The organism is Pantoea sp. X-Soil-OKNW-556, assembly GCF_059730695.1.
Genome location: NZ_AP035993.1, coordinates 143,573 through 170,308 on the forward strand (window position 1 = coordinate 143,573; position 26,736 = coordinate 170,308).

27 protein-coding genes and 1 pseudogene are annotated in these 26,736 nt (G+C 52.8%); 18 read left to right on the top strand and 10 right to left on the bottom strand.

The window, feature by feature from the left end:
* Positions 1-174 precede the first annotated feature (174 nt).
* Positions 175-747, top strand: coding sequence for a flavin reductase family protein (locus AC6I8T_RS25690; protein ID WP_208726959.1), 573 nt, complete (start codon positions 175-177; stop codon positions 745-747).
* A 68-nt stretch (positions 748-815) separates the two neighbouring features.
* Here AC6I8T_RS25690 and AC6I8T_RS25695 read toward each other — a convergent pair whose 3' ends face one another.
* From AC6I8T_RS25695 to AC6I8T_RS25705, 3 genes are all read right to left on the bottom strand, one after another.
* A complete protein-coding gene (locus tag AC6I8T_RS25695; protein WP_208726958.1) occupies positions 816-2,138 on the bottom strand; it encodes an aspartate aminotransferase family protein in 1,323 nt (440 codons plus the stop codon).
* Positions 2,135-3,601 (bottom strand): APC family permease, encoded by a 1,467-nt coding sequence (locus AC6I8T_RS25700; RefSeq protein WP_497834788.1) that lies wholly within the window; start codon positions 3,599-3,601, stop codon positions 2,135-2,137. The genes AC6I8T_RS25695 and AC6I8T_RS25700 overlap by 4 nt, the downstream gene beginning before the upstream one ends.
* 69 nt (positions 3,602-3,670) lie before the next feature.
* Positions 3,671-5,041, bottom strand: a complete 1,371-nt coding sequence (locus tag AC6I8T_RS25705; RefSeq protein WP_208726956.1) for a type I glutamate--ammonia ligase — start codon at positions 5,039-5,041, stop codon at positions 3,671-3,673.
* 172 nt (positions 5,042-5,213) lie between these two features.
* Here AC6I8T_RS25705 and AC6I8T_RS25710 point away from each other — a divergent pair, with 172 nt between their 5' ends.
* The 11 genes from AC6I8T_RS25710 (at position 5,214) to AC6I8T_RS25760 (ending at position 16,043) form a co-directional block, all read left to right on the top strand.
* On the top strand, positions 5,214-6,065 hold the full coding sequence (locus AC6I8T_RS25710) for a MurR/RpiR family transcriptional regulator (protein WP_021183976.1): 852 nt from the start codon (positions 5,214-5,216) through the stop codon (positions 6,063-6,065).
* Positions 6,049-6,870: an N-formylglutamate amidohydrolase gene (locus tag AC6I8T_RS25715; protein WP_208726955.1), complete on the top strand. Its 822-nt coding sequence runs from the start codon at positions 6,049-6,051 to the stop codon at positions 6,868-6,870. The genes AC6I8T_RS25710 and AC6I8T_RS25715 overlap by 17 nt, the downstream gene beginning before the upstream one ends.
* A gap of 3 nt (positions 6,871-6,873) precedes the next feature.
* A complete protein-coding gene (locus tag AC6I8T_RS25720) occupies positions 6,874-7,521 on the top strand; it encodes a cysteine hydrolase family protein (RefSeq protein ID WP_208726954.1) in 648 nt (215 codons plus the stop codon).
* Between the two features lie 121 nt (positions 7,522-7,642).
* Positions 7,643-8,095, top strand: a complete 453-nt coding sequence (locus AC6I8T_RS25725; RefSeq protein WP_497834789.1) for a DUF4174 domain-containing protein — start codon at positions 7,643-7,645, stop codon at positions 8,093-8,095.
* Positions 8,096-8,444: 349 nt separating this feature from the next.
* Positions 8,445-9,977: an ABC transporter substrate-binding protein gene (locus tag AC6I8T_RS25730; RefSeq protein ID WP_244634098.1), complete on the top strand. Its 1,533-nt coding sequence runs from the start codon at positions 8,445-8,447 to the stop codon at positions 9,975-9,977.
* 11 nt (positions 9,978-9,988) lie between these two features.
* Complete coding sequence (locus AC6I8T_RS25735) at positions 9,989-10,906, top strand: ABC transporter permease (protein WP_021183981.1); 918 nt, start codon at positions 9,989-9,991, stop codon at positions 10,904-10,906.
* 9 nt (positions 10,907-10,915) lie between these two features.
* Positions 10,916-11,839, top strand: coding sequence for an ABC transporter permease (locus AC6I8T_RS25740; protein ID WP_021183982.1), 924 nt, complete (start codon positions 10,916-10,918; stop codon positions 11,837-11,839).
* Positions 11,840-11,851: 12 nt separating this feature from the next.
* Complete coding sequence (locus AC6I8T_RS25745) at positions 11,852-12,847, top strand: ABC transporter ATP-binding protein (RefSeq protein ID WP_208726952.1); 996 nt, start codon at positions 11,852-11,854, stop codon at positions 12,845-12,847.
* Positions 12,844-13,695, top strand: a complete 852-nt coding sequence (locus tag AC6I8T_RS25750; protein ID WP_208726951.1) for an ATP-binding cassette domain-containing protein — start codon at positions 12,844-12,846, stop codon at positions 13,693-13,695. Before AC6I8T_RS25745 ends, AC6I8T_RS25750 begins: the two co-directional genes overlap by 4 nt.
* Positions 13,696-13,700: 5 nt before the next feature.
* Positions 13,701-15,095: a M20 family metallopeptidase gene (locus AC6I8T_RS25755; protein WP_497834854.1), complete on the top strand. Its 1,395-nt coding sequence runs from the start codon at positions 13,701-13,703 to the stop codon at positions 15,093-15,095.
* Positions 15,096-15,110: 15 nt separating this feature from the next.
* Positions 15,111-16,043: a LysR family transcriptional regulator gene (locus AC6I8T_RS25760; protein WP_497831363.1), complete on the top strand. Its 933-nt coding sequence runs from the start codon at positions 15,111-15,113 to the stop codon at positions 16,041-16,043.
* A 92-nt stretch (positions 16,044-16,135) separates the two neighbouring features.
* On the opposite strand, the gene AC6I8T_RS25765 is transcribed toward AC6I8T_RS25760, so the two are convergent.
* A complete protein-coding gene (locus tag AC6I8T_RS25765) occupies positions 16,136-17,152 on the bottom strand; it encodes a 1-aminocyclopropane-1-carboxylate deaminase (RefSeq protein WP_021183987.1) in 1,017 nt (338 codons plus the stop codon).
* Between the two features lie 388 nt (positions 17,153-17,540).
* Between AC6I8T_RS25765 and AC6I8T_RS25770 the strand changes: the two genes are divergently transcribed.
* On the top strand, positions 17,541-18,452 hold the full coding sequence (locus tag AC6I8T_RS25770; RefSeq protein ID WP_497834790.1) for a DMT family transporter: 912 nt from the start codon (positions 17,541-17,543) through the stop codon (positions 18,450-18,452).
* Positions 18,453-18,460: 8 nt separating this feature from the next.
* Here the strand turns inward: AC6I8T_RS25770 and AC6I8T_RS25775 are convergent, their stop codons facing one another.
* A complete protein-coding gene (locus AC6I8T_RS25775) occupies positions 18,461-18,958 on the bottom strand; it encodes an Lrp/AsnC family transcriptional regulator (RefSeq protein ID WP_021183990.1) in 498 nt (165 codons plus the stop codon).
* Between the two features lie 153 nt (positions 18,959-19,111).
* Between AC6I8T_RS25775 and AC6I8T_RS25780 the strand changes: the two genes are divergently transcribed.
* On the top strand, positions 19,112-19,324 hold the full coding sequence (locus AC6I8T_RS25780) for a helix-turn-helix domain-containing protein (RefSeq protein ID WP_051337958.1): 213 nt from the start codon (positions 19,112-19,114) through the stop codon (positions 19,322-19,324).
* Between the two features lie 127 nt (positions 19,325-19,451).
* On the opposite strand, the gene AC6I8T_RS25785 is transcribed toward AC6I8T_RS25780, so the two are convergent.
* From AC6I8T_RS25785 to AC6I8T_RS25805, 5 genes and pseudogenes are all read right to left on the bottom strand, one after another.
* Complete coding sequence (locus AC6I8T_RS25785; protein ID WP_208726925.1) at positions 19,452-19,751, bottom strand: helix-turn-helix domain-containing protein; 300 nt, start codon at positions 19,749-19,751, stop codon at positions 19,452-19,454.
* Positions 19,738-20,114: pseudogene (locus tag AC6I8T_RS25790) on the bottom strand (type II toxin-antitoxin system RelE/ParE family toxin). Before AC6I8T_RS25790 ends, AC6I8T_RS25785 begins: the two are co-directional and overlap by 14 nt.
* Before the next feature lie 116 nt (positions 20,115-20,230).
* Entirely contained in the window at positions 20,231-21,088 is an 858-nt protein-coding gene (locus AC6I8T_RS25795; RefSeq protein ID WP_497834791.1) for an NAD(P)-dependent oxidoreductase, read from the bottom strand.
* Between the two features lie 19 nt (positions 21,089-21,107).
* On the bottom strand, positions 21,108-21,413 hold the full coding sequence (locus AC6I8T_RS25800) for an EthD family reductase (RefSeq protein WP_497834792.1): 306 nt from the start codon (positions 21,411-21,413) through the stop codon (positions 21,108-21,110).
* Positions 21,414-21,449: 36 nt separating this feature from the next.
* The gene (locus AC6I8T_RS25805; protein ID WP_497834793.1) at positions 21,450-22,577 is read right to left on the bottom strand and encodes an MFS transporter; all 1,128 of its coding nucleotides are present in this window, start codon (positions 22,575-22,577) and stop codon (positions 21,450-21,452) included.
* 294 nt (positions 22,578-22,871) lie between these two features.
* On the opposite strand from AC6I8T_RS25805, the gene AC6I8T_RS25810 reads away from it, so the two are divergent.
* The 4 genes from AC6I8T_RS25810 to AC6I8T_RS25825 all read left to right on the top strand — a co-directional run bounded on the left by AC6I8T_RS25810 (position 22,872) and on the right by AC6I8T_RS25825 (position 26,677).
* Positions 22,872-23,492, top strand: a complete 621-nt coding sequence (locus AC6I8T_RS25810; RefSeq protein ID WP_208726929.1) for a TetR/AcrR family transcriptional regulator — start codon at positions 22,872-22,874, stop codon at positions 23,490-23,492.
* Between the two features lie 277 nt (positions 23,493-23,769).
* Positions 23,770-24,471, top strand: coding sequence for a hypothetical protein (locus AC6I8T_RS25815; protein WP_208726930.1), 702 nt, complete (start codon positions 23,770-23,772; stop codon positions 24,469-24,471).
* 46 nt (positions 24,472-24,517) lie between these two features.
* Complete coding sequence (locus tag AC6I8T_RS25820) at positions 24,518-25,954, top strand: hypothetical protein (RefSeq protein WP_208726931.1); 1,437 nt, start codon at positions 24,518-24,520, stop codon at positions 25,952-25,954.
* A gap of 228 nt (positions 25,955-26,182) precedes the next feature.
* Complete coding sequence (locus AC6I8T_RS25825; protein WP_497834794.1) at positions 26,183-26,677, top strand: hypothetical protein; 495 nt, start codon at positions 26,183-26,185, stop codon at positions 26,675-26,677.
* Positions 26,678-26,736 lie beyond the last annotated feature (59 nt).

The window sequence follows — 26,736 nt, forward strand, 5'->3', positions numbered from 1 at the left end:
AGGAGAATATAAAAAAGCCGCGTCGGCAGGGGTTATCAATTGTTCCAGACTTATGTCATCGCATGTCATGGAGAGGCAAGCTAACGCTTTTGATCTGCTGTTTTATGAGGGGAAAAGGTAAAATGACGCAGGTCGTGACCTTATTTTTTCCGCCAACAGTGACAGGAAGATGCAATGAACCCCTATTTCACCTCAGTCGAGCCAGAAAAGGCTTACCGCCTGATAAATCATGGGCCTGCAACACTGGTATCCGCCAGTCATGATGGCATTGAAAACGTTATGGCGGCGTCCTGGGTTTGTGGTCTGGATTTCACCCCAGCCAAACTGACGGTGGTGCTGGATAAATCCGCCTATACCCGCCAGTTAATTGAGAAGAGCAACAAGTTTATTATTCAGGTTCCGAATGCCAAACAGGCGGAAATGGTGCACTACCTTGGAACCCATTCAAAAGCCAACGAGCAGGACAAGCTTTCTCACAGCGATGTCGAGTGTTTTTATGTTGAGGGGATTGATCAACCTTTTGTCAGCGGCTGTTCCGCCTGGTTGTATTGCGAACTGATTCCGCTGGAAGCGAATCAACGCGATCACGATCTGTTTATCGGCGAAGTCAAAGCGGCATGGGCCGATAGCCGTATTTTCCAGGATGGGCACTGGTTGTTTGAATCGGCCGGGGATGAGTGGAGAAGTTTGCATTACATCGCGGGAAAACACTTTTATAAAATTGGTGAAGTGCTGGACGTCGAGTAGCCAGACATCTTATTCATGAGGACGATCTCGCCAGACCGGCTGGCGAGATCATCTCAATGCGAGATTCGTTACCAACCCGCATACGCCTGGATTTCTTCACGCGTGACCTGCGGGGCATGGCGTATGGCGAGCGAGAGTTTTTCGACCGCATAGGCCATCTCATCCTGATTGATGATTAACGGCGGCGTAATTTCCAACACATTCCCCCCGACGTAGTACACCACCAGTCCCTCTTTCCATGCCTGGTACACGACTTTTTGCGCCAGCGCACGGTCCGGTTTTTTGCTGCCGTCCGGAACGACTAACTCGACTCCGATTGCCAGGCCATGTCCACGGACATCACCGATCTCCGGGATATCCTGCGCCAGCTCGCGCAGCAGTTGCATAAAATAGCGTCCGGCCTGCGCCGCCCGCTGTGGCAGTTCTTCGCTTTGCAGCACACGCAACACGGAGCGGCCCACCGCAGTACAAATCGGATTGCCCGCCGTGGTCAGCAATGCATGCGCAGCGGGACCGCCGAGGATCTCTTTTGGCCCCACGGTAGCAGAGAGCGGTAAACCGCCACCGATCACTTTGCCAAAGGTGACGATTTCCGGGGTGATGTTCTCATGCTGGAAGGCATGCATCAGTCCGGGTCGTCCCAGTCCCATTTTTACTTCATCGCAAATCAGCGGCACACCCGCGTTAATGCACAACCGATGTAACCCCGATAAAAAGCCTTTAGGTGGCACCACCATGCCGCCATCCGACAGAATCGGTTCGACGATGACACAGGCGACATCGCCTTTATCGAGTTGTTCTTTAACTTCCAGCAGGCTGGCACTGACTGCCGCTGCGCCTGCATCATCGCTGCGGAAAGGATTGGGATAGGTGGCGAGATAGAGGTCAGGATCGGCAGCGTTGCCTGCCGAGATATGTACGCCGGACACCTTCATTGCCAGCCCGATGCCGCCGTGATAGCCATGCGCAAACGCCACCACTTTACGTTTGCCGCTGGCGAGTCGGCAGGCGCGCAGCGCCACATCATTGGCATCGCTACCGGCATGGCCGAGATAGACACAGCGATCGCCACTGCCGGGGGTGATCGCCAGCAACTCCTCCGCCAGTCCAACCGAATCCGGATGAACGGCAGACAATCCCCCCGCCCCGGCTGGATTCTGTGCTGCCTGGGTGATGGCAGCCGTAATCGCCGGATGTCCATGCCCCAAACCGGATGCGGTCCAGGTGGCTGACAGGTCGAGTAACTTTCGGCCACCGGCCTCGGTTAGCCAGCATCCCTGCCCGGAGGTAATCGCTAACGGAAAAAAGCGTAATTTCTCGATACCGGCGACTGACTGGGCGTCGCGTTGATACAGCGCGGCGGCTTCGGGTGGAAAAATGTCCTGACTCATACCCACTCCTTCTGTGTCGTGGCGGTTGTCACCGTTTCCGCAGGCGTAACAAACTCTGACGCCAGAGAAAGCCCGATATTGCGCACCAGTTTTGGCGCGGAGATGATGATGATCATCCCGGCAATGCACCAGTAAAACGCCACCAGTGCCGGGCTAAACAGTTCTTCCTGCCCTACCACGTTGTAATACAACGACACCACCATAATGACGATGCCGAGTAGCGGCAGGATCAGTTCCCATTTCGGGATGTTCTGGCTCATGCGGGTGATAAAATTGATCACCCCAACTTCAATCATCAGATAGGTGATCATCAGGCAAACGGAGCCGATGATCGCAAAGTAGAAGTACGCATCAATCGCGCTATTGCCGGTGCCCATCGCCGGTTTACCGCTCAACCAGGCCACGACATCGATCAGCAGGCTGAGTACCAGTACCAGCGTTAAGGCGTTACGAGGTTGATGATTTTTTTCTGACACCTGCGCGAAGCATGCCGGGCCGAACCCATCGCGGGCGAGGGCAAACAGCAGACGGCTGGAGGTGGCCGCGGCCGATAAATTCGCGGCGAAGGCCGACATCATGGCGGTAAACAACATCGCTAATGAGAATGCGGTGCCGACGTAATTTTGCGACAGCGTCCCCAGCGAGTTCGCTGAATTTTTGAAGGCAGTTAAACCCGATTCGCTGGTGCCAAAACCGAGTGTTTGCACATACATCATGCCGACAAACAACACCCCGGTCAGCAGGATAGAACCCAGCAGGGCCAGCGGGATATTGCGTTTGGGATTTTCCGTCTCTTCACCCAGGGTGGCACAGGCCTCAAAACCAGCCCAGGAGAGGAAAGCAGCGACCACGCCCGCCATCACCGCCTGAAAACTAACGCCATTCAGACTAAACAAGGAGGCATGTTCTGTGCCGGTCGCAGGCTGGTGCACGACAATCACCGCCGCCAGAATCAACATCAATACAATCCCGACGCCCTCAATCACCATCAGCACGCGGGCCACGGTCTGCCCATCTCGCGAATTCAGGATCCAGCTAAATATCACCCCGACCGCCGCAGTGACAATCCACGGGATCTGGAAACCTGACGTGGGGAATAATGCGGCCAGAAAGGCGTTGGTAAATGCACCCAGTGCCGCCAGCGTGGCAATCGAGAAGAACAGATAGGTGCCCATAATGGCGAAACCGGAAAAGAACCCGGCACGCGGGCCGATGGTTTTTCCCACCAGGCCGTATGCACTACCGGCGTGATTATAAAAACGCGTCAAACGAATAAAACCATAAGCAATTAACGCGACCCCGATCAGACCGAGTACAAACACAATCGGCAGCGCTTTGCCTACTGAGTCGATCAATCCCTGCGCATTGCCCGACATAGCCAGCGTCGGTCCCACCATCCCCAGCGAGAGCGCCAGCGCTTCCCACAGTTTTAAACTTCGCTTTTTATTTGGTGCATGGTTCATCTTCATCACCCTCATACGACGTGATTGATTAGCGAGATGTGTTATGGGTTTCCCCGGTATTGGTAAGGCTTAAACCGACCATGCAAAGCGGAATTTTTCCGTGATGGTCTTTAACGGCATATGTCCCCAGGTATCCTGTTCGTGCTGACGCACAGCGATCAGTGCCCCCAGCAGTTCCGGCGGCAACATCGATTGCGCCAACGGACTTTGTGCGAGACGCGTTAAGGCATCGCTGTGGGAGGTGATCAGTCGATGAATATGTTGCTCATGGCGCTGCACTTCAGAGAGATCGGCAGGAGCCGCTTGTGTAGGTTGTGGCAGCGGCAGCGCGGCGTTCAGTCCCGCCAGCGCCATCCCCAGCACTGCGCCACAGGCGATATAGGGGTTGGCGGAAGGATCGATACACTTCACTTCAAGGTGCGCGCCATACGGGTTGCCCTGATTTGCCGCACAGTAACGCACCGCAGCTTCCCGGTTTTCCAGTCCCCAGCAGGCATACGCGCCTGACCAGTGCCCGGGTTGCAGGCGATCGGCAGACAGCACTGACGGGGCCAATAACGCCACCAGTTCCGGCAGATGCCGGACAATCCCGGCCAGCAGGCTGCCTCCCGCATCGGTGATACCGTAGCTACCGGTACCGCCTGCCAGCAGCGGCTGGCCCTCACGGGTAAAGGAGAAGTGCAGATGTGCGCCGTTACCAGCATCATGCTCAAACGGCCTTGGAGAGAAACTGATCCGCAACTTGTGTTGACGCGCGATGCGGCCCAGCAAAATACGGGTCAGCACCAGGCGATCGATGGCCGTAACCGGATTGGCCGGGGCCAGTGACAATTCAAACTGGCGAGTGCCATATTCGGCATGAAATTGCTCAAGGCCGACACCGGCTTCTTCCAGGGTTTTGACGAGGTCATTGACCATCGCTTCATGTGCCAGCAGCCCGCCCATACCGTAGGCGTGCCATTCGTTATCCTGCTGATCGTCCTGTTCGGGTAACAAAAAGAACTCAAGCTCACCGGCTGCGAGGGTTTCAATGCCCTGCTGTTGCAAGGCCGCTACCTGTCGGCGTAGAAAATGGCGGCTACACCAGGCAGCGTGCTCCCCTTCCTGTTCAAACACATCAACCGGCGCCCAGCAAAAACCATCCGGTAATGTCACCAGCGCGGCGAGGTCGGCACGCAGGCGATGATCGCCAACCGCCGAGAACGCAGGGATCCAGGCGATGGCGTTATCGGCGCAGAATAATGCCCAGGAGGGGGATGCCCCCACCCCTGACTGACAGAGCGTTTTCAGTCGGTTAACCGGAACGGATTTGCCACGGATAACGCCAGCGGAATCCACCAGTGAAGCAAACAAGGTCGTGACACCGAGTGCCCTGAGCCTTTCACTTTCACTCTGTAAATCAATGGATTCTTCGTCGATGATTACGGATTGCTTGCCCATTAAACCGAGAACTCCCGTCATAGTTGGTTTGAGATACGCCCCTTGCTATTTTTTTATGTATGTTACAAGATCGATTAAAAATCAATATATGTAATATATATTAAATTCGTATGGTTCAGACGCAGCGCTTGTGGCACTGTGATTTGCCTGAAGTGGAGTGAAGGAGATCCGGGTGCTGGCACAACAGATAAAAGACAATATGGCGGAGCTGAGTCCGGCGGAGCGTAAAATTGCCAGGGCCATGCTGGCCGACTATCCCGGTGCGGGCTTAGGTTCGGTGCAGATGCTGGCAGATCGCGCTGGCGTCAGCCTGCCTTCCGTGGTGCGCTTTGCCCGCCGCCTGGGCTTTGGTGGCTTCGTTGATTTTCAGCAGGCGCTGCGTGATGAGATCTCTGAACAGGCCAAAGGTCCGTTACAACGTCTGGATAACTGGGTGACGACAGAAAGCGCGTCGGCCCTGATGGAAGCGGCGATTAAATCTTCGACGCTGGCAATCCAGTGTTCATTACGTGACATCGCGGAATACGAAATCGCCGAGGCCACCCGGCTAATCGGTGCCAAAGAACATCATGTGATCCTCGGCGGTGGCCGTATCAGTCAATCGCTGGCGATGTATTTTGGCCGCAACCTGCAACAGGTAAGACGCGGCGTGGATGTGCTCGCCGAAAACCATCATGACCGGATTCAGCAGATCATCGACGTCAATAAAAACGACGTGTTCGTGCTGTTTGATTTTCGCCGCTACCAGCAGGACATGTATCAGCTGGCGCAGGAGATTGTGGCGCGAGGCGCCACGCTCATTGCGGTAACGGATACCCAACTCTCTCCCATCGCTTCTCTGGCTAAAGTGGTGCTGGCCATCCATGTGGAAACCCCGTGGCTGTTTGATGGTTATGCCGCCGGTATTGTGCTGATCGATGCCATTATCGCCAGCATTATGGAAAGTCAGGGCGATAAAACCGTGCAGCGCTTGCAGCAATGGGAAGCGCTTGGCCCCCTATCTTTGAATGCAAAATCTAAATGAGGTAATTGAAGACGTGAGCGTCCCACTCCTTTTTTCCGATGAACCCGCTCCGGTGATGGTGGAGAACCGGACAGGCGATTCCCCTTTTTTGATCCTGTGTGACCACGGTGGAAAACGCATTCCGCGTCAGCTCGGCGATCTGGGTTTACCTCAGCATGAGATCGACCGACATATTGGCTGGGATATTGGCGTACTGGCGGTTTCCCGGCACCTGAGCCGGTTACTGAATGCCCCGTTGGTGCATCAGCGCTATTCCCGCCTGGTGATCGACTGCAACCGCCTGCCTGGCATTCCCAGTTCGATCCCGGTGGTGTCGGAAGCCACCCCCATTCCGGGCAATATCGGCCTGAGTCAGCAGGATCGTGACCAGCGACGGGACGACATTTTCACCCCGTATCATGATGCTATCCGCGCGATACTGGCCGAGCGCAAGCAGCACGGTATCCCGACGTGCATCCTGGCAATGCACAGCTTCACCCCGGTGTTTCATGGTGAGCAGCGGCCCTGGCAGGTTGGCGTTCTGTATCAGCATCAGGCCGACTATGCCCTGACGGTGCTGGAACAATTGCACAACACCCAGCGCTGGTGCGTGGGAGATAACCAACCCTATTCCGTTTCCGATGAAACCGACTACGCCGTACCGCAGCATGCCAATAAAAATGGTCTGCCTTATGTGGAAATTGAAATCCGCCAGGATTTGATTGCACAGCCAGCAGGACAACTGGCTTGGGCTGAGGATTTAGCCCCCATTTTTACCGACAGCTGGAATGTGCTTACCCGTCAGCAATATAAAAAAGAGGCGTAATTCATGTTTAATCCCTCCAGTCGTAATATCCCGATTGAGAAACAAGCCGCGACGTTGTTATTTGTCGATGTGCAGAACTACAACGCCCGCCGTGATGGTGGTGAATATGTCGGGATGTCTACAGCCGAGCAACACGAGAAGTTTGGTTATTTCTTTGACATTATTGAACGTGAAACCATCGCGAATATGCAAAAAGTCCAGGCGGCGTGTCGTGCCAGTCAGGTTGAAGTGATGTACACCGTGATTGAAAGTCTGACCAAAGATGGACGTGACCGTAGTCTCGACTACAAAATCACCGGCTTTAACGTGCCGCGTGATTCGTGGGACGCTCAGGTGCTGGAAGCTATCGCACCAGCGGATGATGAAATCGTTCTGTCGAAAACCTCTTCCAGCGTGTTTATCTCTACCAATATTGATTATGTGTTGCGTAATCTTGGCACACGTTATCTGGTGATTGCGGGTTTTCTTACCGATCAATGCATTGAAAGCGCGGTACGTGACGCCTGCGATCTGGGCTATCTGGTAACATTAGTGACCGATGCCTGCGCGACACTGACGCCAGAACGTCAGCAAAACTCCCTCAATGCTATCAAAGGTTATTGCCGCCAGGTGACGACACAGGATTTTCTCAACGAACTCGCGGCAGGTTAAACAACGGTCTCAGGATTATCTGGTCCTGTTGGTAAAAAAAGGTGAAGACCCGCACGGTCGGATCAGTTTCCTCTAACCTTGATAGGGTGGCTTTGCGCCCGTCGGCTTAGAGGAGATCATCATGATTACTGCATGCTTCCCCGCTCAATGGCATCCTGGTAAAAGTTTGCTGCTTGCAGCACTGCTTCTTGTGTTGTGCAGTGCTGCCCATGCGGCAGAGAGTCGCCTGTTTCGCACTTTGCCTCCCGATACTGCCGACCTGAGTCAATACCGCTGGCATTCGCGTCCGGTGGTGATTTTTGCCCCCTCAACGCAAGATGCAAGTTACCTGGAGCAGATGGCAATGCTGGAAAAGGCCCAGACTGCCCTGGCCGAACGTGATGTCATCGTGCTCACTGATACCGCGCCAACAAAGCAAGGTCAGTTGCGTTCGCAGCTCCAGCCAAAGGGGTTTGAGGTGGTATTGGTCGGTAAAGATGGTGGAATGAAACTGCGTGACACCCGACCAATAAGTTCAGAGATCTTGCTCTCGACCATTGATCAAATGCCGATGCGCAAGGCTAACCTGGATTAACGCGGGTGACGGGCTACAACCTGTTGTGCTCGTTGCCAGCTTTCACAAAAATAGAATGCGGTTTGCACAAATAACCTTCACACAAAAAGTGCAGGATGAAACTTTCCTGCACCATCGTAACGCTCAATGGATGGTACTACGATAACGCGGCGTTCCCTGGCTGGCTGATATTCCCTCCCACTTAACCTTAATTATCTCGCTGTGACGTCTGCCTGCTCTCGTGTTTCTCATTTTGAGAAATCGGTTATCGAAAATCGGTAATGACAATATTCCGGCATTGGCGCTGCTCTTGCTACATCAGTGCCATCTGCTTTTGTTGTTAACTTTTCATTGATCGCTGGAGAACGGTATGGCTCGTTACAAGACAAGACAGATTCACAAGTATGCTTTAACCGCATTATTGTTGTGCTGCGTTTCTTACAGCTATGCAGGTAAACAGAACGACACGCTGGTTTATGCCTCTGATAACGAAGTGGAAAATATCAGTCCTTATCATAACAATCTGCGCGAAGGCGTTATTCTGGCGCATATGGTGTGGGACACGCTTATTTATCGCGACCCGAAAACCGGTGAATATAAACCGGAACTGGCATCTGACTGGAAATGGGAATCCCCGACTGCGTTATTAATTCATCTGCGCAAAGACGTTAAATTCCACAATGGCGATCCCTTCAGTGCCGATGATGTGGTCTACACCTTCGAGAAAATCGCGGGTCCAAATACCGCCTCCGTGGTGCCGCAAAGTGTTGACTGGATCGATCATGTTGAGAAAGTCGATGACTTCACCGTTCGTTTGCACCTGAAACAACCCTTCCCGGCGGCGCTGGAGTACCTGTCCGGGCCTACGCCAATCTACCCGGCCAAATATTTCCAGCAGGTGAAACTGGAAGGTTTCAGTAAAGCCCCAATCGGCACCGGCCCCTACAAGATCGTGAAAGTCATCCCCGGCCAGGGCGTTGATATGGTGAAAAACCCCGACTACTTCAAAGAGAGTCCACAAGGGCAGCCGCACATCGGCAAGGTGCAGTTTGTGGTGATCCGCGACCCGGAAGCCCGTGTCGCCCAGTTGATGACCGGCCAGGTGGACTGGATCTGGCGTGTGGCCGCCGACCAGGTGGAGCCGCTTTCGGCCATGCCGAATATCGCGGTGAAAAGTGGCGAGACCATGCGCATCGGTTTCCTTGCACTGAACACCAATGCCACCGGCCCCGAAGCGGCGCCGCTGAAAGATCTGCGCGTCCGCCAGGCCATCAATTACGCTATTAACCGTCAGGGCATTGTCGATAACCTGGTACGTGGTGGCAGCAAGCCAGTGTACACCGCCTGTTTCCGCACCCAGGTCGCCTGCAACGACAGCAAAGTTATCAAGTACAATTACGATCCTGCCAAAGCGAAGCAACTGCTGGCAGAGGCGGGCTATGCCAACGGTTTTGACACCGACCTGTGGGCCTATCGCGAACGTGATTATGCGGAAGCGATTATTGGCGATCTACGCAAAGTCGGTATCCGCGCCCGCCTCCATTTTGTGCAGTATCCGGTGATGGCGACCGCCCTCAGCTCCGGCCAGGCGCCGATGGCCTTTAACACCTGGGGATCGTTCTCGATCAATGATACCTCGGCGTTTACCACCCCCTACTTCGGTGGCAAAGGCAGCGATATCTGGAAAGATGCCACGCTGACCGCAATGCTGAAAAAAGCCGATGCCACGGTCGATGTCAAACAGCGCAATGAAGAATATGGCGAGGCGCTGGGGCGTATCTCTGCCCAGGCTTACATTGCACCGATGTTTTCCTACTCCACCCACTACGCCTTCAATGCCGATCTGAACTTCCAGGACTGGCCGGATGAACTGCCGCGCTTTGCCCAATCCAGCTGGAAATAAGGAGCCGAGTTATGGTGCGCTTTATCTTAAATCGGCTGCTGGTGGCGCTGGCGGTGCTGTTTACCGTGGCGGTCGTCAGTTTTGCCCTGCTGCATCTTTCGGGTGACCTGGCGATAGCCATTGCCGGACCGGATGCCAGCGCGGAAACCGTGGCGCAGATCCGCGTGCAGAATGGACTGGACCAGCCGCTGCTGGTGCAGTTTTCACACTGGTTCTGGTCGGCGTTGCACCTCGATTTTGGTCGTTCGTTCTACTTCGAAAATACCGTGATGGAGCTGGTCGGTCAGCGTATGCCCATTACGCTCCAGTTGGGCGGTGTGGCGCTGCTGCTGGCGCTGGTGGTGGCGATCCCCCTTGGTGTGGTGGCGGCGGTGTTTCGCGACAGTTGGGTAGACCGCTGCGCGATGTTTATCTCGGTGCTGGGCCAGGCGATCCCCAACTTCTGGTTCGCTCTGGTGTTGATCCTGATTTTCGCCGTAGGGCTGAAATGGCTGCCGGTGGCCGGTAACGGTAGCTGGCAACATTTTGTGTTGCCAGCAGTGGCACTGGGATATTACGCCATGCCGTCGCTGATGCGCCTGACACGCTCCGGCATGCTGGATGTGCTGGGTGCGGATTATATCCGCACCGCCCATGCCAAAGGATTGAGTGCCTTTAAGGTGGTGGTCAAGCATGGGCTGCGTAACGCCATTATCCCGGTCGTGGCGCTGGCAACGGTGGAGCTCGGTTTTATGCTGGGCGGCTCGGTGGTGATTGAATCGGTGTTCTCGTTGCAGGGGTTGGGGCAACTGGCCTGGGACTCCATCTCGCGCAACGACTTCCCGGTGGTGCAGGCCATCGTGTTGATCATCGCCATCTTCTATATCGGGCTGACGTTCCTGGCGGATGTGCTTAATGCCGTGCTCGATCCCCGTTTGCGCAGCAAATAAGGAACCTCAATGAAAACGACTATGGCAGGAACCATGAAAAACGTCATTAGCCCGGAAACCGGCCTGTTGCCGGAACCAACGGCCTGGCAGCGCCTGTGTCGCCGTGTCTTCGGTCATCACAGCATGACGCTGGGCGTGGTGATTCTTGGCACCATCGTTCTGCTGGCGTTGCTGGCTCCATTAATCAGCCCACACGATCCCTTTGCGCAGGACGTCAGCAGACGCCTGGTGCCGCCGGTATGGTTTGAGAAAGGCGAATGGACGCACCTGCTGGGCACCGACAAACTCGGGCGCGACTATCTCAGCCGCCTGTTGTATGGCGCTCGGGTATCTCTGCTGATTGGTCTGGTATCGGTGATGATCTCAGCGCTGATTGGCGTCACGCTCGGTGTGCTGGCCGGTTACTTTGGTGGACGGGTTGATGCGGTAGTCAGTTACCTGCTGACAGTGCGTCTGGCGATGCCGGTGATCCTGGTGGCGCTGGCGCTGGCCTCGCTGATTGGGGGTTCGGTCAAGGTGGTGATTATGCTGCTTGGCCTGTTGTTGTGGGATCGCTTTCTGATTGTCTCCCGTTCCGTCACCCGGCAACTGCGTGAGGCCGAATTCATCGCAGCAGCGCGAACGCTGGGCGCATCTTCGCTGTTTATCATGCTGCGCGAAATTCTGCCGAATCTGCTCGGGCCGCTGACCGTGGTGGTAACACTCGAAATTGCCCACGCCATTTTACTGGAAGCCACCCTGTCGTTTCTGGGGCTTGGCGTACAACCGCCCATGCCGTCCTGGGGGCTGATGGTCGCAGAAGGCAAAGCCTATATGTTCTTTCAGCCCTGGGTGATTGTGATCCCCGGTGTGGCACTGGCGTTGTTGGTATTGAGTATCAACCTGGTGGGTGATGGTCTGCGCGATATCACGGCGCTCGACGGTCGCAACTAAGAGGGAAATGACATGAACCAGACTGACGCACCTCTGCTTGAAGTGAAAAATCTGCGGGTGGATCTCCAGACGCCGCGTGGCACGCTGCATGCCGTGCGCGGTATCGATTTCAGCGTAAATCGCGGCGAAATGCTGTGCCTGGTGGGGGAATCCGGCTGTGGTAAATCCATGACCTCACTGGCGATGATGGATCTGCTGCCGCGCAATGCCCGACGCCAGGCCGACAGCCTGCGCTTCAAGGGGAACGACCTGCTCGCACTTAACCGCCGCGAACGGGCGGCAATGCGCGGCAACAGTATGTCGATGATATTCCAGGAACCAATGACATCATTGAATCCGTCCTGGACGCTCGGCGAACAGTTATGTGAAACCCTGCTGGCACATCGTAAGGTGTCGCGTGCGCAGGCGCGGGAACGCGCGGTGTACCTGATGGAGCGCGTCGGCATTCCGCAGGCGGCAGATCGACTGAAACAGTATCCGCACCAACTTTCTGGTGGCCTGCGGCAACGCATCATGATTGCGATGTCGCTGATGTGTGAACCTGAACTGATCATTGCCGATGAACCGACCACCGCGTTGGATGTCACCATTCAGGCACAGATCCTGCGTTTACTGCGCGAGTTGCAACAGGAAATGGGCATGGCGGTGATCTTCATTACCCACGATCTGGGCGTGGTGGCACGTATCGCCGATCGCGTGGCGGTGATGTACGCCGGGCAGGTGGTGGAAACCGCTCCGGTCAATGAACTGTTCCGTCAGCCGCACCATCCCTATACCCGTGGGTTGCTGGAGTGCATTCCGGTTGCGGGCCGCACGCAGCCGGGGCAGCCTCTGCCTACCATTCCTGGCGTGGTCCCCAATCTTACCGGTCCTCAACAGGGTTGTGCATTTCGCAACCGTTGTAGCCAGTGCCAGGAGGCGTGTAACGAGAATCCGCCTTATCAACCACTCAATGCACAGCATCAGGTGCGCTGCATTCGTCCTTTGACCATCAGGGAGGCGCTATGAGCAAGCTGACACCGCCACACATTGCCGGCAATGAGGATATCGCCCTGGAACTTTGCGCGCTGAGCCGGACTTTTCGCCTGAATCGCGGGTTGTTTAAGTCCCCTGCGGAGATCCGGGCGGTAGACAATGTCTCGCTGCGTATCCGGCGCGGGGAAACGCTGGGACTGGTGGGGGAATCCGGCTGCGGTAAAAGTACGCTGGCAAAAATGCTACTGGGTCTGCTGCCGCCCACCACTGGCAACGTACTGATTGAGGGACGCGAGGTTGATGCCGCCGATCGGCGTAAATTGAGTGCGCGTATTCAACCCATTTTTCAGGACCCCTGGTCTTCACTTAACCCGCGTCGCACCGTCTCAGATGTCGTTGAAGTGGCATTGCGGCTGCACCACATTGGCACGCCGGATGAACGCAAAAAGCAGGTGCGGGAGATGCTGGATCTGGTCGGCATGCCTTCACGTACTCACAGCCAGTATCCGGGGCAACTTTCCGGTGGTCAGCGTCAACGCGTCGCCATTGCCCGTGCGCTGATCCTGCGTCCGGAGATTCTGATCTGTGATGAACCCACTTCGGCGCTGGATGTTTCGGTGCAGGCGCAGATCCTCAATCTGTTGCTGGCGCTGAAACAGGAGTTTTCCCTGACTTACCTGTTTATCAGCCACAACCTGTCGGTGGTGGAACATCTGGTTGATCATGTTGCGGTGATGCGCAAAGGCCAGATCGTTGAACAGGGAACGCGGGAACAGATTTTTAGCCAACCGCAACATCCCTACACCCGAGCGTTGTTGGCCTCGGTAATGACACCGGAACCGGGGCTCGGTATCCCGGAAATAGAAGGAATTGACGGATAATGACGATCACTCGTGAAGTCGTGCTACAGGCAGCGCTGGACCATTTTCACACCGGTGCCTTACGTGAAACGCTGGCGCGCCGGGTCAGCTACCGGACAGAGAGTCACCATCCACAGCAGATGGCCTATCTCAATGAAGAGATGATCCCGTACCTCTCCGCAATGGGGTTCAGTTGTCAGGTGGTGGCCAATCCTAAAGCAGGGAAAAGTCCTTTTCTGCTGGCGCGTCGTCTCGAAGCCGATGCGGCTTTTACCCTGCTGACTTATGGACACGGCGATGTGGTGCCGGGAGACGAAGAGAACTGGCGCAGCGGTCTTAATCCGTGGGAGCTGAGTGTCGAGGGCAATCGCTGGTACGGACGCGGCACGGCTGATAACAAAGGCCAGCACAGCATTAACCTGGCGGCGCTGGCGTTGGTTCTCAAAGCGCGTAACGGACGGCTGGGCTATAACGTCAAAATGATTCTGGAGATGGGTGAGGAGACCGGCTCACCGGGACTGGAGACGGTTTGCCAGCAGTATCGCGACTGGCTGGCCGCCGATCTGTTTATCGCTTCAGATGGTCCACGCGTGACAGCGTCACGTCCAACTTTATTCCTCGGCTCACGCGGCGTATTCAACTTTACCTTGCGGGTGACATTACGTGATGGCGCGCATCACTCCGGCAACTGGGGCGGATTGCTCAGTAACCCAGGTATACGCCTGGCCCATGCGATTGCCAGTCTGGTGGATGACAATGGTCGCATCTTGCTTCCTGCGTTGTTGCCACCACCGTTATCCGCCAGTATCCGTCATCATCTGAGCGACCTTGCGTTGGGAAATGCCCCTGGCGATCCGCAGATTGCCCCGCAGTGGGGAGAGCCGGGCTTAAGCGCGGCAGAAAAACTCTATGGCTGGAATACGCTGGAGACGCTGGCAATCACTAGCGGCAATCCCGAAAAACCGGCACATGCTATCCCACCAACCGCGCTGGCGCATTGCCATATGCGTTATGTTCCGGGCAGTGATGTGGACAACTTTGCCGACCATATTCGCCAGCATCTTGACCAGCAGGGTTTTCACGATGTGGATGTGGTGGCGCCGGTAAACTGTTTCAAAGCCACGCGTATTGATCCTGACGATCCCTGGGTCGGCTGGAGTCTCGACTCAATTCGCCGTTCAATCGGCAAGGAAGCCGCAGTGCTGCCAAATTTTGGCGGTGGCTTACCCAATGCCTGCTTTCTTGATACGTTTGATGTGCCCACGTTGTGGCTACCCCACTCGTATCCGGCATGTTCCCAGCATGCACCCGATGAGCATTTGCTCGCCGATGTGGCCTGCGAAGCGCTGCAAATCATGACTGGTCTGTATTGGGATCTGGCTGAGCAGGGCCGGGAGGTCATGCTCGATCGGCAAGGCTGACATCAGGGAGGCCCTGTGCACAACACTGAGATTCGCTACTTTATGGCGGTTGCAACCACCGGCTCGATCAGCGCCGCCAGCCAGCAACTGTTTGTCGCCATCTCCGCCATCAGTCGGCATATCCAGCGGCTGGAAACCCGGCTGGGGGTGACGTTATTTGAACGCAGTCCACGCGGGATGCAGCTTAATGATGCCGGACATATTCTGGCAAACCATGTCCGTCGTAGCATGGCGGATATGGAGTTGGCCGTGGCTGAACTGCAAGGTATTAAAGCCGTGGCTCAAACCACTATCCGGGTGGTGTGTACTGATGGGCTGGCGTTTAACTTGCTACCGAACCTGATGGCAAAGTTTCGCCTGCTCCATCCCCGTGTCAGTTTTATCCTCACGGTCGGCACCGGCAGGCAGGTGCCGGAACTGGTGCGCAATGGTGAGTGCGATCTGGCTATCCGGTTTATCCTCTCTCCTGAGTCCGGTGTGGAAGTGCTGGCGTCTTTTCCCTCCCCAGTACTGATTTTTATGAAGGACGATCATCCGTTAGCGGAACGGGATATTCAGCTGGCGGATCTGAATGCCTGGCCCGTGGTGCTGCCAGACCAGTCAGCGACCATTCGCCAGCTTTTCGACCTCTCCTGCCGTATGAATAATGTCTTCATCGATCCCGTCTTCACCTGTAACCACTTTTCCACGCTGTACGAATTTGTCTGCCAAACTCCTGGCGCCATCAGCGTTAGTAGCCATTATTCGATAATGACGCGGGCGCGGCAGGATGGCCTGATCATCAAGACCATCAACCGCGACCAGTTGAGCCAACGCAGCCTGCAATTGCAAAGTGAGATGGGAAAACCGCGCAGTGCGATGCTGGATGCTTTTTTTGTTTTCCTGCGGGAAGAGTTACAGCAGCGGGATCAGCAGTGTCGGAAAGAGTTTGATTTGCAGTTTCGTTGAGTCAGATCCGTCGCGGCGCGATTTATCGCACGGTTTTAAAACAAAAAACAGCGCGATAAATCGCGCCGCTACGAATGAATTATCCCGAGGGATTAACCGTTACGGAAGATATAGCTGTAAGCACTCAGGGCTGGCGCACCCCCCAGGTGGGCATAGAGCACTTTCGAACCTTCCGGGAATTCGCCATTACGTACCATATCAATCATGCCCTGCATGGATTTGCCTTCGTAAACCGGATCGGTCAGTACCCCTTCGGTACGGGCGCACAGGCGAATCGCTTCCAGCGTGCCTTCGCTCGGTAAGCCGTATTCCGGGCCGCCGTAACGGGTATCCAGCACTACGTCCTCTTCGGTGATTTCACGTCCCAGTTCGACCAGGTTAGCTGTATTCTGCGCAATACGCAGGATTTGGGCTTTGGTCTTCTCGGGTTTGGCTGAAGCATCAATACCAATGACATTACGTGAACGGCCATCAGCGGCAAATCCCACCACCATGCCCGCCTGGGTACTGCCGGTGACTGAGCAGACTACGATGTAATCAAATTTAAAGCCCAGCTCTTTCTCCTGCTGACGAACCTCTTCGGCAAAGCCGACAAAGCCCAGGCCGCCGTAGGGATGTTCTGAACATCCTGCCGGGATCGGGAAGGGTTTGCCGCCATTTTCTGCCGCTTCTTCCATCGCCTGTTTCCAGCTTTCGCGGATCCCGATATCGAAACCGGCAGAATCAAGGCGCACATCGGCACCCATAATGCGTGAAAGCTCGATATTGCCAACGCGGTCATAGACGGCATCGGCATAGTTCACCCAGTTCTCCTGCACCAGAACACATTTCATCCCGAGATGTGCGGCCACAGCGGCAACCTGGCGCGTCTGGTTGGACTGCACGCCACCAATGGAAACCAGCGTGTCACAACCCTGCGCCAGTGCTTCCGGGATCAGATATTCCATTTTACGGGTTTTGTTGCCACCGAAGGCCAGACCGCTGTTGCAGTCCTCGCGCTTGGCGTAAAGTTCTACTTTACCGCCTAACTCCGCACTCAGACGTTTCAGTGGGGTAATCGGCGATGGACCAAAAGTCAGAGGATAACGGGGGAATTTTTCAAGATTCATAGCTTCTCTCCGGGATAAATGAAGTCGCACGCCTTAAATTATGCTGCGCAGTTGATATTGGTTTGCGAAATAACAATATCGCATCGTGTTTGTTTTTAACATTTCGTTTTAATCACGTATTTTTTAATAAAAATCCATTCATTTTTAGGATCGCGACTGGAAGTTACATTTTTCGGCGTCATGACGAAATAAAATTAACATCGCCAATGGACTGCCATCGACCTTTCTTTGTATTTTTGATTAAAAATCATAATGTTAACATGATTTTGCTGAGCAAGGCTGACGTGATGCAGAACCCTGAATTCATCATTGCCTTCTATTGAACGCATGCGGCTAACAATGCTATTTCTTTGTCCATTCCTCCCCCATATTAATAATGAATAATCACATGACTGAAAATTACCAATATGCGAGCAGTGCCCGCCAAGGGATGTTGAAAGGCATTATTTTATTAGTCGTTGCGATTATTTTATGGGGGTGTAACTGGCCGGTGATGAAAGCGGGTCTTTCACATATCACGCCATTGTGGTTTTCTACATTGCGTTTTTCCTCCAGTGCGGCCGTCCTTTTTTTATTGCAGTTATCGACAGGACGGATACGTATTCCTGGCCGTCGGGAGTTGCCGGTGATATTCAGTGTCGGCCTGTTACAGATGATGGCGTTTACTGCGCTGGGGTGTATTGCGATGAATTATCTGCCCGCCGGAAAATCTGCCGTCTTGGCCTACACAACGCCATTGTGGGTCGTACCAGCTTCAGTGTTTCTGTTTAAAGAAAAATTATCCTCACTCCAGTTGTCAGGTGCGTTAATTGGCATTATTGGTATTGTGGTATTATTTAATCCAATTGCTCTCGACTGGCACGATCACGGGCAAATTATCGCCAACGGACTGTTGTTGCTGGCTTCTCTTTGCTGGGCTATCTGCATTTTGCATTTGCGCCATACTGGCTCCCGACTCAATGCCTTTGAACTGGCACCGTGGCAAATGCTGCTCGCTACCCTGGTGCTACTGCCGCTGGCATGGGGATTTGAGGGCAACTGGAGCGGCGATAACTCCCGCGAGCTGTTAGCAATCACCTTATTTGTGGGGCCGGTCGCCACGGCGTTCTGTTTTTGTGCGGTCAATGCCGCCAGTACGTGGTTATCTGGCGTCACCCTTTCATCAATGATGTTGCTGGTGCCGATTACCGGCCTGCTGGTGTCGGTGCCTGCATTGCACGAAGAACTGACATTACCCCTGATGGCGGGCGCGTTGCTGATTGCTCTGGGTATTGCGTTACTGACGCGGAAAAAAGCATGAGGACCGTTTTATAAAGGTATTTGTGTGGTAGAAAACACCTCACGCAAACCAATAAATGAACGGATCTGGCGTACACCGGGAAGAAATAATAATTGCTCGGCGTGGAGTTTATTAAAGCTCTGGTTATCTGCGGTGCGAATTAACATAATGTAGTCGAACTCACCGCTGACCATATGGCATTCCATGCAGCCGCGTATTTTACCGGCTTCACCTTCGAAATCTTTAAAAGATTCAGGAGTGGAACGATCAAGAACAATGCCAATCATCACGACCAGACCCGCATTTAATGTTTCCGGGTTGAGTAATGCAACAGTGCTTTTTATAAAACCGAGCTTTTTTAACCGTTCGACACGGCGCAGACAAGCGGGAGGGCTGAGGTTGATTTTCTCAGCCAGGGTGACATTAGCGATAGAGCTGTCGCGCTGTAAAATTCGGAGTATTGCCATGTCAAAGCGGTCGAGTGTTTTATCACCATTTGTGATGTCCGGATTCTTCTTTTGCTCCATGATCTCCGCCTTGTATAATATGAATATCTTATTTTTGTCATAGCCTGTTCTTATATTTTTGCTGGCTACGAGAATTGCTTGTTTGCATCCTTTCATTGGAATATAAAAAAATCAATCAGAATTAAATCAACTCCAGTATTGATGAAGGTGAAAATGGCTTCGATTGACATTTATATCTCTGAACGCTTGCGACATTTGAGAAAAGCGCAGGGCTGGAGTTTGAGTGAAACAGAGAGAATGACCGGGGTCAGCAAATCAATGCTCGGTCAGATCGAGCGAGGAGAATCGAGTCCGACGTTGGCGACTATCGAGAAGATATCCGCTGGATTTCAGCTGACGTTAAAAGATTTCCTGAATCTGTCTTAATTCAGGAACCCTGCGTACTCATGCTATGCCTTAGCTGTACGAGAAGGTCATGGTGCAAAAAGTCATGACACATCACCTGGTTGAAGTGGATAAAAAGCCCCACTTTTTGATGCGGCATCTGTGGTTTTTACAGATTAAGCGCAATACGCTTACCATCTGGCAAGGTGACATCAAGCGCCAACTCACCACCCAGGGCAGCGACGTAACGTTTCAGGGTTGACAGTTTAGGGTCATTATCAACCTTTTCAATCTTCACTATCGAAGGTTGGCTAATACCCAGCGCGGCCGCAAGCTGAGTTTGTGATACTTCTAATTCTTCGCGCAGTTTCGCTAATGTGATTTCCTGCCGGATTTCAGCAGTTCTCGCAGCAATGCGCGCCTGGCTTTCAGGTGAGCATTTTTCGAGCAATTTTTTATCCGTCGCCATCTTCTTTTGCCTCTAGTGATTTCAGATGTGATGCGTACTCAGCATCTGCAATTTTAATCATTCGTCTGTAAAATAGTTTTTCGACCTGGCCCTTCTTATCACCGGCGCATAAGACAATTGCCTTACGTGTTGGATCGAACGCAAAGAACAAGCGGAACGGGTGTCCACCAACCTGTACTCGCAATTCTTTCATATTGGTTAATTTGAGCCGTTAAGCTGGTCGACCTGTGGGCGCCCCAGGTTAGGACCGTCTTCCTCGAGAATGCCAAAGTGGGCTAAAATCTCTTCCTGCACCTCGTCAGCTTGAGCCTCAAACCAGTTATCAAATAACGTCCGTGTGATGATTTCCCAGGCCAATTCCATCAATCTCCTATAACCCACAAGCTATAAAAAAATTATACCTTGTAGGTTATATATGCAACATTTTAGACGCCAATATCTTCTATTTAGATGCTGGAAGTTAGTTCTTTGCCCATTGCTTAGCGTCTGTTCGCCGACCGAATGGTATAATCCGCGATGACCGACCAGTCTTTGTCACCTCCGTCAGCATGAACAGCGCGGGCCATTTGCTCGTTCACTGCTGCCAGCATGGGCAGGTCTGCACTCAATGTTGCGGCGGCTTCTCTGGCGAGTCCCAGGTCTTTCAGGCCCAGACTGGCTTTGAACCCCGGTTCATAAAGCTCTGCCATGATGTTTCGTGAATAGACCTGATAGCTCCGGCCGCCAAACAATGTATTGAGTATGAGATCAAAGAATTGTACTCGATCCAGTCCATTGGATTCCGTGAGCACTACAGCCTCCGCCATCGCTTCAATCGCCATAGTGATCATCATGTTGCAGGCGATCTTCGCTGCATGTGCAGCCGTTTGTTTCTCTCCCATTTCCCATACGCGTTTGCTGATGACGTCCAGCACCGGCCTCACTCGGTCCAACGCATCCGGCAGACCGGCAGCAAGGACATTCAGCTCCCCGCGTGCGGCGACATCCGGCCGGCCCAACACCGGCGCTGCTACATAACTTATCCCGGCTTGTTGATGAACCAGGGCTAGTTGCTGTGAAAAACTTACCGATATGGTTGAGGAAATAATATGCACGAGATTTGGGTTGGCTCCGGCAAGCAAGTCGCCATCGATGATGACTTGCTGGATTGCTGCATCGTCAGAAAGCAGAGTTATTGCGACATCACCCAGCAACGTCTCTTCCGGCGCATTGACGTTTATGATGCCCTCAATCTCACGGCTTGAGCGGCTCCAGGCATATACCCGGTGTCCGGCAGCCACTAAATTTCGGGCAATGGCACTCCCCATCTCGCCCATCCCAATGATGCCAATGTTCATGATGTTGTCCTCTGATGAATTAGATTTGGCTGGCGCGTACACGCACCGGCGCAATATCCGTAAACTGCACGACGTCTGCCATTACCGCAGTGACCTCAGGTGAAGTAAAAGAAGCTTCGATGGCGCTGTCATCGCGGAAAATGCATTCGCATATCGCAACGGTTCCTGGCTGAGGCACTGCCGGATAAAAGGCTGCAACGCTGAGCAGGCCGTAGCGGGCAAATGACGCCATCACCAACGGAAGATGCTTGTTGTGGTAGTAATCCCGGTCAAAACGGGACCCTGTCGTTCCGGCGTAGGTAACGTATACGGTTATGTGTGTCATGGTTATCTCCTGCTTTAAGCGGAATGAGGAAAAGTATTAATGCCCTGGGCGCGCACCTGCTCTGAACCCCTGTTCCCGCGCCCGCCATGTGATTAGAAATGCGATGATCAGCAGCAGGATGAGCACCGGTGGGAAAACCTGTGCCCCCCAGTTATTGAGCAAAATGCCGCCAACAAGACCGCCAGCTGCGATAGCGCCGTTCCATGCCACCACATTGATCGAGAGCGCAAGATCAGCGCCCTCGCCCGCGCTATCCGCCAACGCGGTTTGCAGCAGCGTTGCTGCGCCACCGAAAGTGAATCCCCATACCGCTACACCGGCATAAATCACCGCCGGTACTTGTGCAGAGACCATAAACACCACAGAAACCAGCGTAAAAATGGCAAGGCTAGCCAGCACACAGGTACGCAGATGGCGATCTACCAGACGCCCGGTAACCGCGATCGCCAGCAATGCCGCGAGTCCAAAAGTGAGCAGAATGACATCTGTCTGTGAAGCGAGGCCCGCCAAATCAAGAAATGGTGCGATGTAGGTATAAAGAATGTTGTGCGCCAGCATCCAGGTAATAACGACGCTGAGGACCGGGCGTACCCCTTTGGTAGTCAGTACGTGCAGCAGCGGCAGGCGTTCATGGCGGGACTGCCCCGGATAATCGGGTACGCTGGTCAGCACCCATATCACCAGCACAACGGTCAGGGCAGATATCCCGGCAAAGGCACTTCTCCAGCCGATTACCCCACCAAGCCATGTTCCCAATGGCAGGCCCAGTGAAAGGGCGATTGGCGTTCCGACCATAGCAATCGCCATAGCTTTACCCTGCTGGTGGATGGCAACCATACGACGCGCATAACCGGCCAGCAGGCTCCATGACAGCCCTGCCGCTACCCCGGCAAAGAATCGTGCCATCAGTGTGAGCCAGTAATGTGAGGACAACGCGGTAATCGAGTTGAAAATAAAGAAACCGGCAATGGCAAGCAGCAGCACATTGCGGCGTCGCCAGCTTTGCGTGGCAATGGTCAGCGGTATCGCAGCCAATAGTGAGCCAAGAGCATAAGCAGTCACGGTCTGACCTGCGAGGGAATTCGAGATACTCAAACCAGACGCGATTTGCGGCAATAATCCGGCTGGCAACGTTTCAGTAATGATGCAGATGAAACCTGTCATTGCCAGGGCAAGTAACGCTGAAACTGGCAGCCTCTGTGTTTCTGAATGGGGTTGCGAGGCTGCTCGCTCATTCGGTTGTGTAAAGATGGTCTCGTTCTCCATACGTCCTTCAATGTTGTGATATGTACCGATTGGTATATATATTGGTGTGGAAATTTGTACCCGGTATAACCGGGTGCCAACTTATGGGGTCTACTTGTGTATCGATCGATACATTAGTTAGAGAGGAAATCTTTGTCAACGACATATGTATCGATTAGTATGTTAATCGTTAGATTCTGACGGGAGAAAACAATGGCGACTATGGGCCGACCAAGAACGTTTGACAGAGATAAGGCGATTGAAGATGCCATGTTTCTTTTCTGGCAGCATGGCTATGAATCAACCTCACTCGCCCAACTGAAGGCCGGGATCAACAACGGCATCTCAGCGCCCAGTTTCTATGCCGCTTTTGGATCGAAAGAAGCGCTATTCCGGGAGTGCGTGCAGCGTTATATCGCCACTTATGCTCAGGTCACCGAGTTCTTATGGGATAACAACCTGTCAGCTCGCGATGCCCTTGAAACGACGTTACGCCGTTCAGCAAAAATGCAATGTGAGCCAGGACATCCATCCGGCTGCATGGTAGGTCTGGGGGCGATGAGCGCGCCCTCCGCTGAAAATGCTGCTGTCGCTGAACCGCTGGAGCGCTCGCGTAATCGCACCAGGGCAGGCGTTGTCGCAACAATTGAGCGTGGCGTTGCGACGGAACAACTTAATAAAAGCGTCGATGTGAAAGCATTAGCGGCAATGTTCAGTACTTTTTTGTTTGGTATATCGATTCAGGCGCGCGATGGTGCCAGCCTTGATGAGCTGAACAAGGCTATCACGCAGATGATGTGGCTGTGGGATAGCAATAAACAGAATGAAGATTGATATTTTCCGTCGTTATAACGGCAGGAAGATTACCCATCTTCGGATGCGAGTTCAGTTTCTTCAGCTACGGCCTGAACCGCTATTCGAATAGCGTTGCATAACTGCATCGGGGTACGAATAACGTATCCTGATGGTCGTTATAGCTCAGCGAAATTCCCCCTCATTTACCTGATGCATTAATCCAGCCGACAGCAAATTTGCAGTGTAGATAAAGTTTTCCGCCTTTTTGCCGATGTTATCTCCCATAGCAAAAACCGTTACTTTTATGGATGAAAACATGTCGAAAAAATTGACGCTGTCTCTATTGGCAACAACATTAACGCTGACCGGATGTGCTTCAAAACCCCTTCCTCCGACTGAAAAGCGTGTCCAGACTGAAACAATTACTTCAGAAAACCAATCCCAGCTTACTGTTGAAGGTTGGCAGGACCTCGAAACCGATTACAGTCGCCCCTCAGACACACAATTGCGTTATATCACTCAAGGTGACACCACTAAAGCGACGGCATTAAAAACACTTCAGTTTGTTTCAATGATATTTGTCGGCGGCCAGATTCAGGGGTTTAGCAAGGATCAACTTAAAGGAACACAAGCCGTTGGTGTTATGAATCCGTCGCTTTCATACCTGACTCCGCGAGTGAGCGAAGTCCTTAAAGCCGAGATGGATCGTCTACCAACCAAAAAATACGATAAACCGCTAGTTATAAAGCCATTGACCTGGAAGCTGATTTATAAAAATCTCGCAGGCGGTGATGACAATTATCAATTAGTGATGACGACGACACTCACACGTACTGTCAGCGATCCAGCGGGGCACCTAACATCCAAACAAATCGAATGCAGCTCGGATGCAACCACGCCGCAATTCACCCTCCCGCAGTGGCAGGCAAATAATTATGCCAAAGTAAATGAGGTCACGCAGAAACTCATGGATAGCTGCGTAACAACCTTCACCAGCCAGGTGCGATCCTTTCTTTGATGCGGCCAACATATAGGCATCATGGAAAAATAGAACAGGGTAAAAAATGAAAAAGTCGATAATGCTGCTGGCAGCACTGACAACGTTGTGTGCAGTCAGTGCGGTACAAGCCAGCGATGAAAAATTGCCGCCGCCGAATGTCAGCAATGTTTTTATCAATCCTCTTTATTTCTATCGTCAGAATGACCACCTCACCTACGTCACGATGGTGAAACTGAATAATGGTTCCAGAGTTGAACGCTGGAATACCGTGGACTGCGGGAATAAAAAATATTATCGATTGTATCTCGATATTTTAAATAAAGACGGCAAACTGAGTGATCGTTTTTACGGCGATAAAAGTTATGGGCGCTATGCCCCTCCGCTGGAAATAACCGGTAATGAGGCAAAGGCAGCCGCAATCCTGTGCGATATCAAAGTTAAAAACAGCGACTGGGTTTACAGCGAAAAGAAAAATAATGTCGGTAAGGATATTCCGGAAGCCTCTTCGCTGGTGGATGTCGCGAATGTCATCAAAGTTAAGGACAAGCTGCTTGTCCGGTTGGGTTACGGCTACGATGAGATCGATTACGACCCGCCTTACGATGCTCCTTTTGATCTTAAAGTCGAATACCACGTTTACGACTGTAAAACCGACCAGGACACGGTGATCGGGGCGACAGATGTGGATCCTCACGGGTTCGTTACCGACAGTTTGATCGGTGAAGCAATGAAAAAGCGTGCATCCGACTTTACTAACAGTCCGGCAGTTGTGGAATCATTCAAAACAATGTGCCGCATGGACGAACCCCAGCGCTATGCCGGATCAGGAAAATACCAGAGTCATCCGCATAAAACGGTTGCCAAATACAGCGGACCAATCCTTCCTGACTTCAGGGATAATAATCCGAACTGGATAATGAAGTTTCCGCTGACACCGGAGGTGGAGTCGAAGGGGATTGCACTGATTGCGAATTGGGCGGAGCCTCGTTTCAGACAACTCAAATGGTCAGAAACGCAGGCCGATGATAAGCCGGTGAAAATAATCGCTGATGTTCAGGCTAATGGACTGGTACGGCGGCTTGAGGACTACAACGTTTTTCTCGCGCAGCGCATTATGGTCGCCAATGACATTCAACTGGAGGGGGCAATGAGCATCAGCCCTCTTCCGTCCATCACGCAAAGGATCGAAACTACGCTACGTTTCCCTTTATTTAAGGGGCAGCATTATCATGTGCTAACGCTGACCAAGGGGCAAGACGGCGAAAAGGTCACGCGGATTGAGCGAGACTGCGACGTCGTATCCAGTGGAGATGCTGCAAAGATTAACGCTGCATTTACCGGGAGTTACTGGCGCGTGGAATGTACGCAGTCAGGTTCGGATGGCCCGGAAAAATCAGCAATCGCATGGTTAAATGATTTGCGGATCTTCCTTCCCCTCGAACGTACTTATCATGGTGTGATAAAACCGATAGCGATTACGGATGTGGGGATTAGCCGTTAAAAACGCTTTTTATCGGGTATTGGATGCGGCCATAACGTTTGGCTGCTACCTGGACGGAATAACATCAGGGATGCTTCGGTTTCCTTGATGTTAACGCAGTAAAATGTGTTTATCGGTATTCAGTGCCGTCATAATGTCCATCATTCGATGGTAATAGACATCGCTACTCGCTCAGAGATAGAATAAGGTTCAACTTTATTAATTAAAATCAGTAACTAAGGATTTATTTTGAAATTGATTTCTGGGCGGGCTTATTTCGCGCTTTTTTCTCTGCCAGCATTTTTTATCTCAACCTATGTACATGCCAGCGTTATCACCTACACACAGGCTCAATCCGATGAGATAGCCGGGCATGCAACGCGAGCAGTCAGACTTGCGGAATGTGTCGCACTCGGTGCCCAGGCAAAAGTTGACGGTAAAAAATTGCAGGTCCTTGCTAAAAACTTTAGCAAAGAGTCAGATGAATTTTTAGCGGGTATTGATGCAGGGAATATTTCAAAAGAAGCAGCGGGTAAGATCCCGATGATTTGGAGTGCTCTTCTAAATGATTATCACACGTCATATGAGTTTGTGAAAGGCGCACTATGGAATGCCGAACAAGAGCAAGCACGGAAAGCATTTTCGGAAGGCATTGACTCTAATCAGACATGGTCAAAATACAGTAGCGCCCTGACAAACTCAGCTGCATTGCTTTATAATGACAAAAACTGCGAGTTATTATAATACATATTTCATCGTGTATTATCAGGGGCTGTTTTACCCTGAAAAATAATTATTTATGG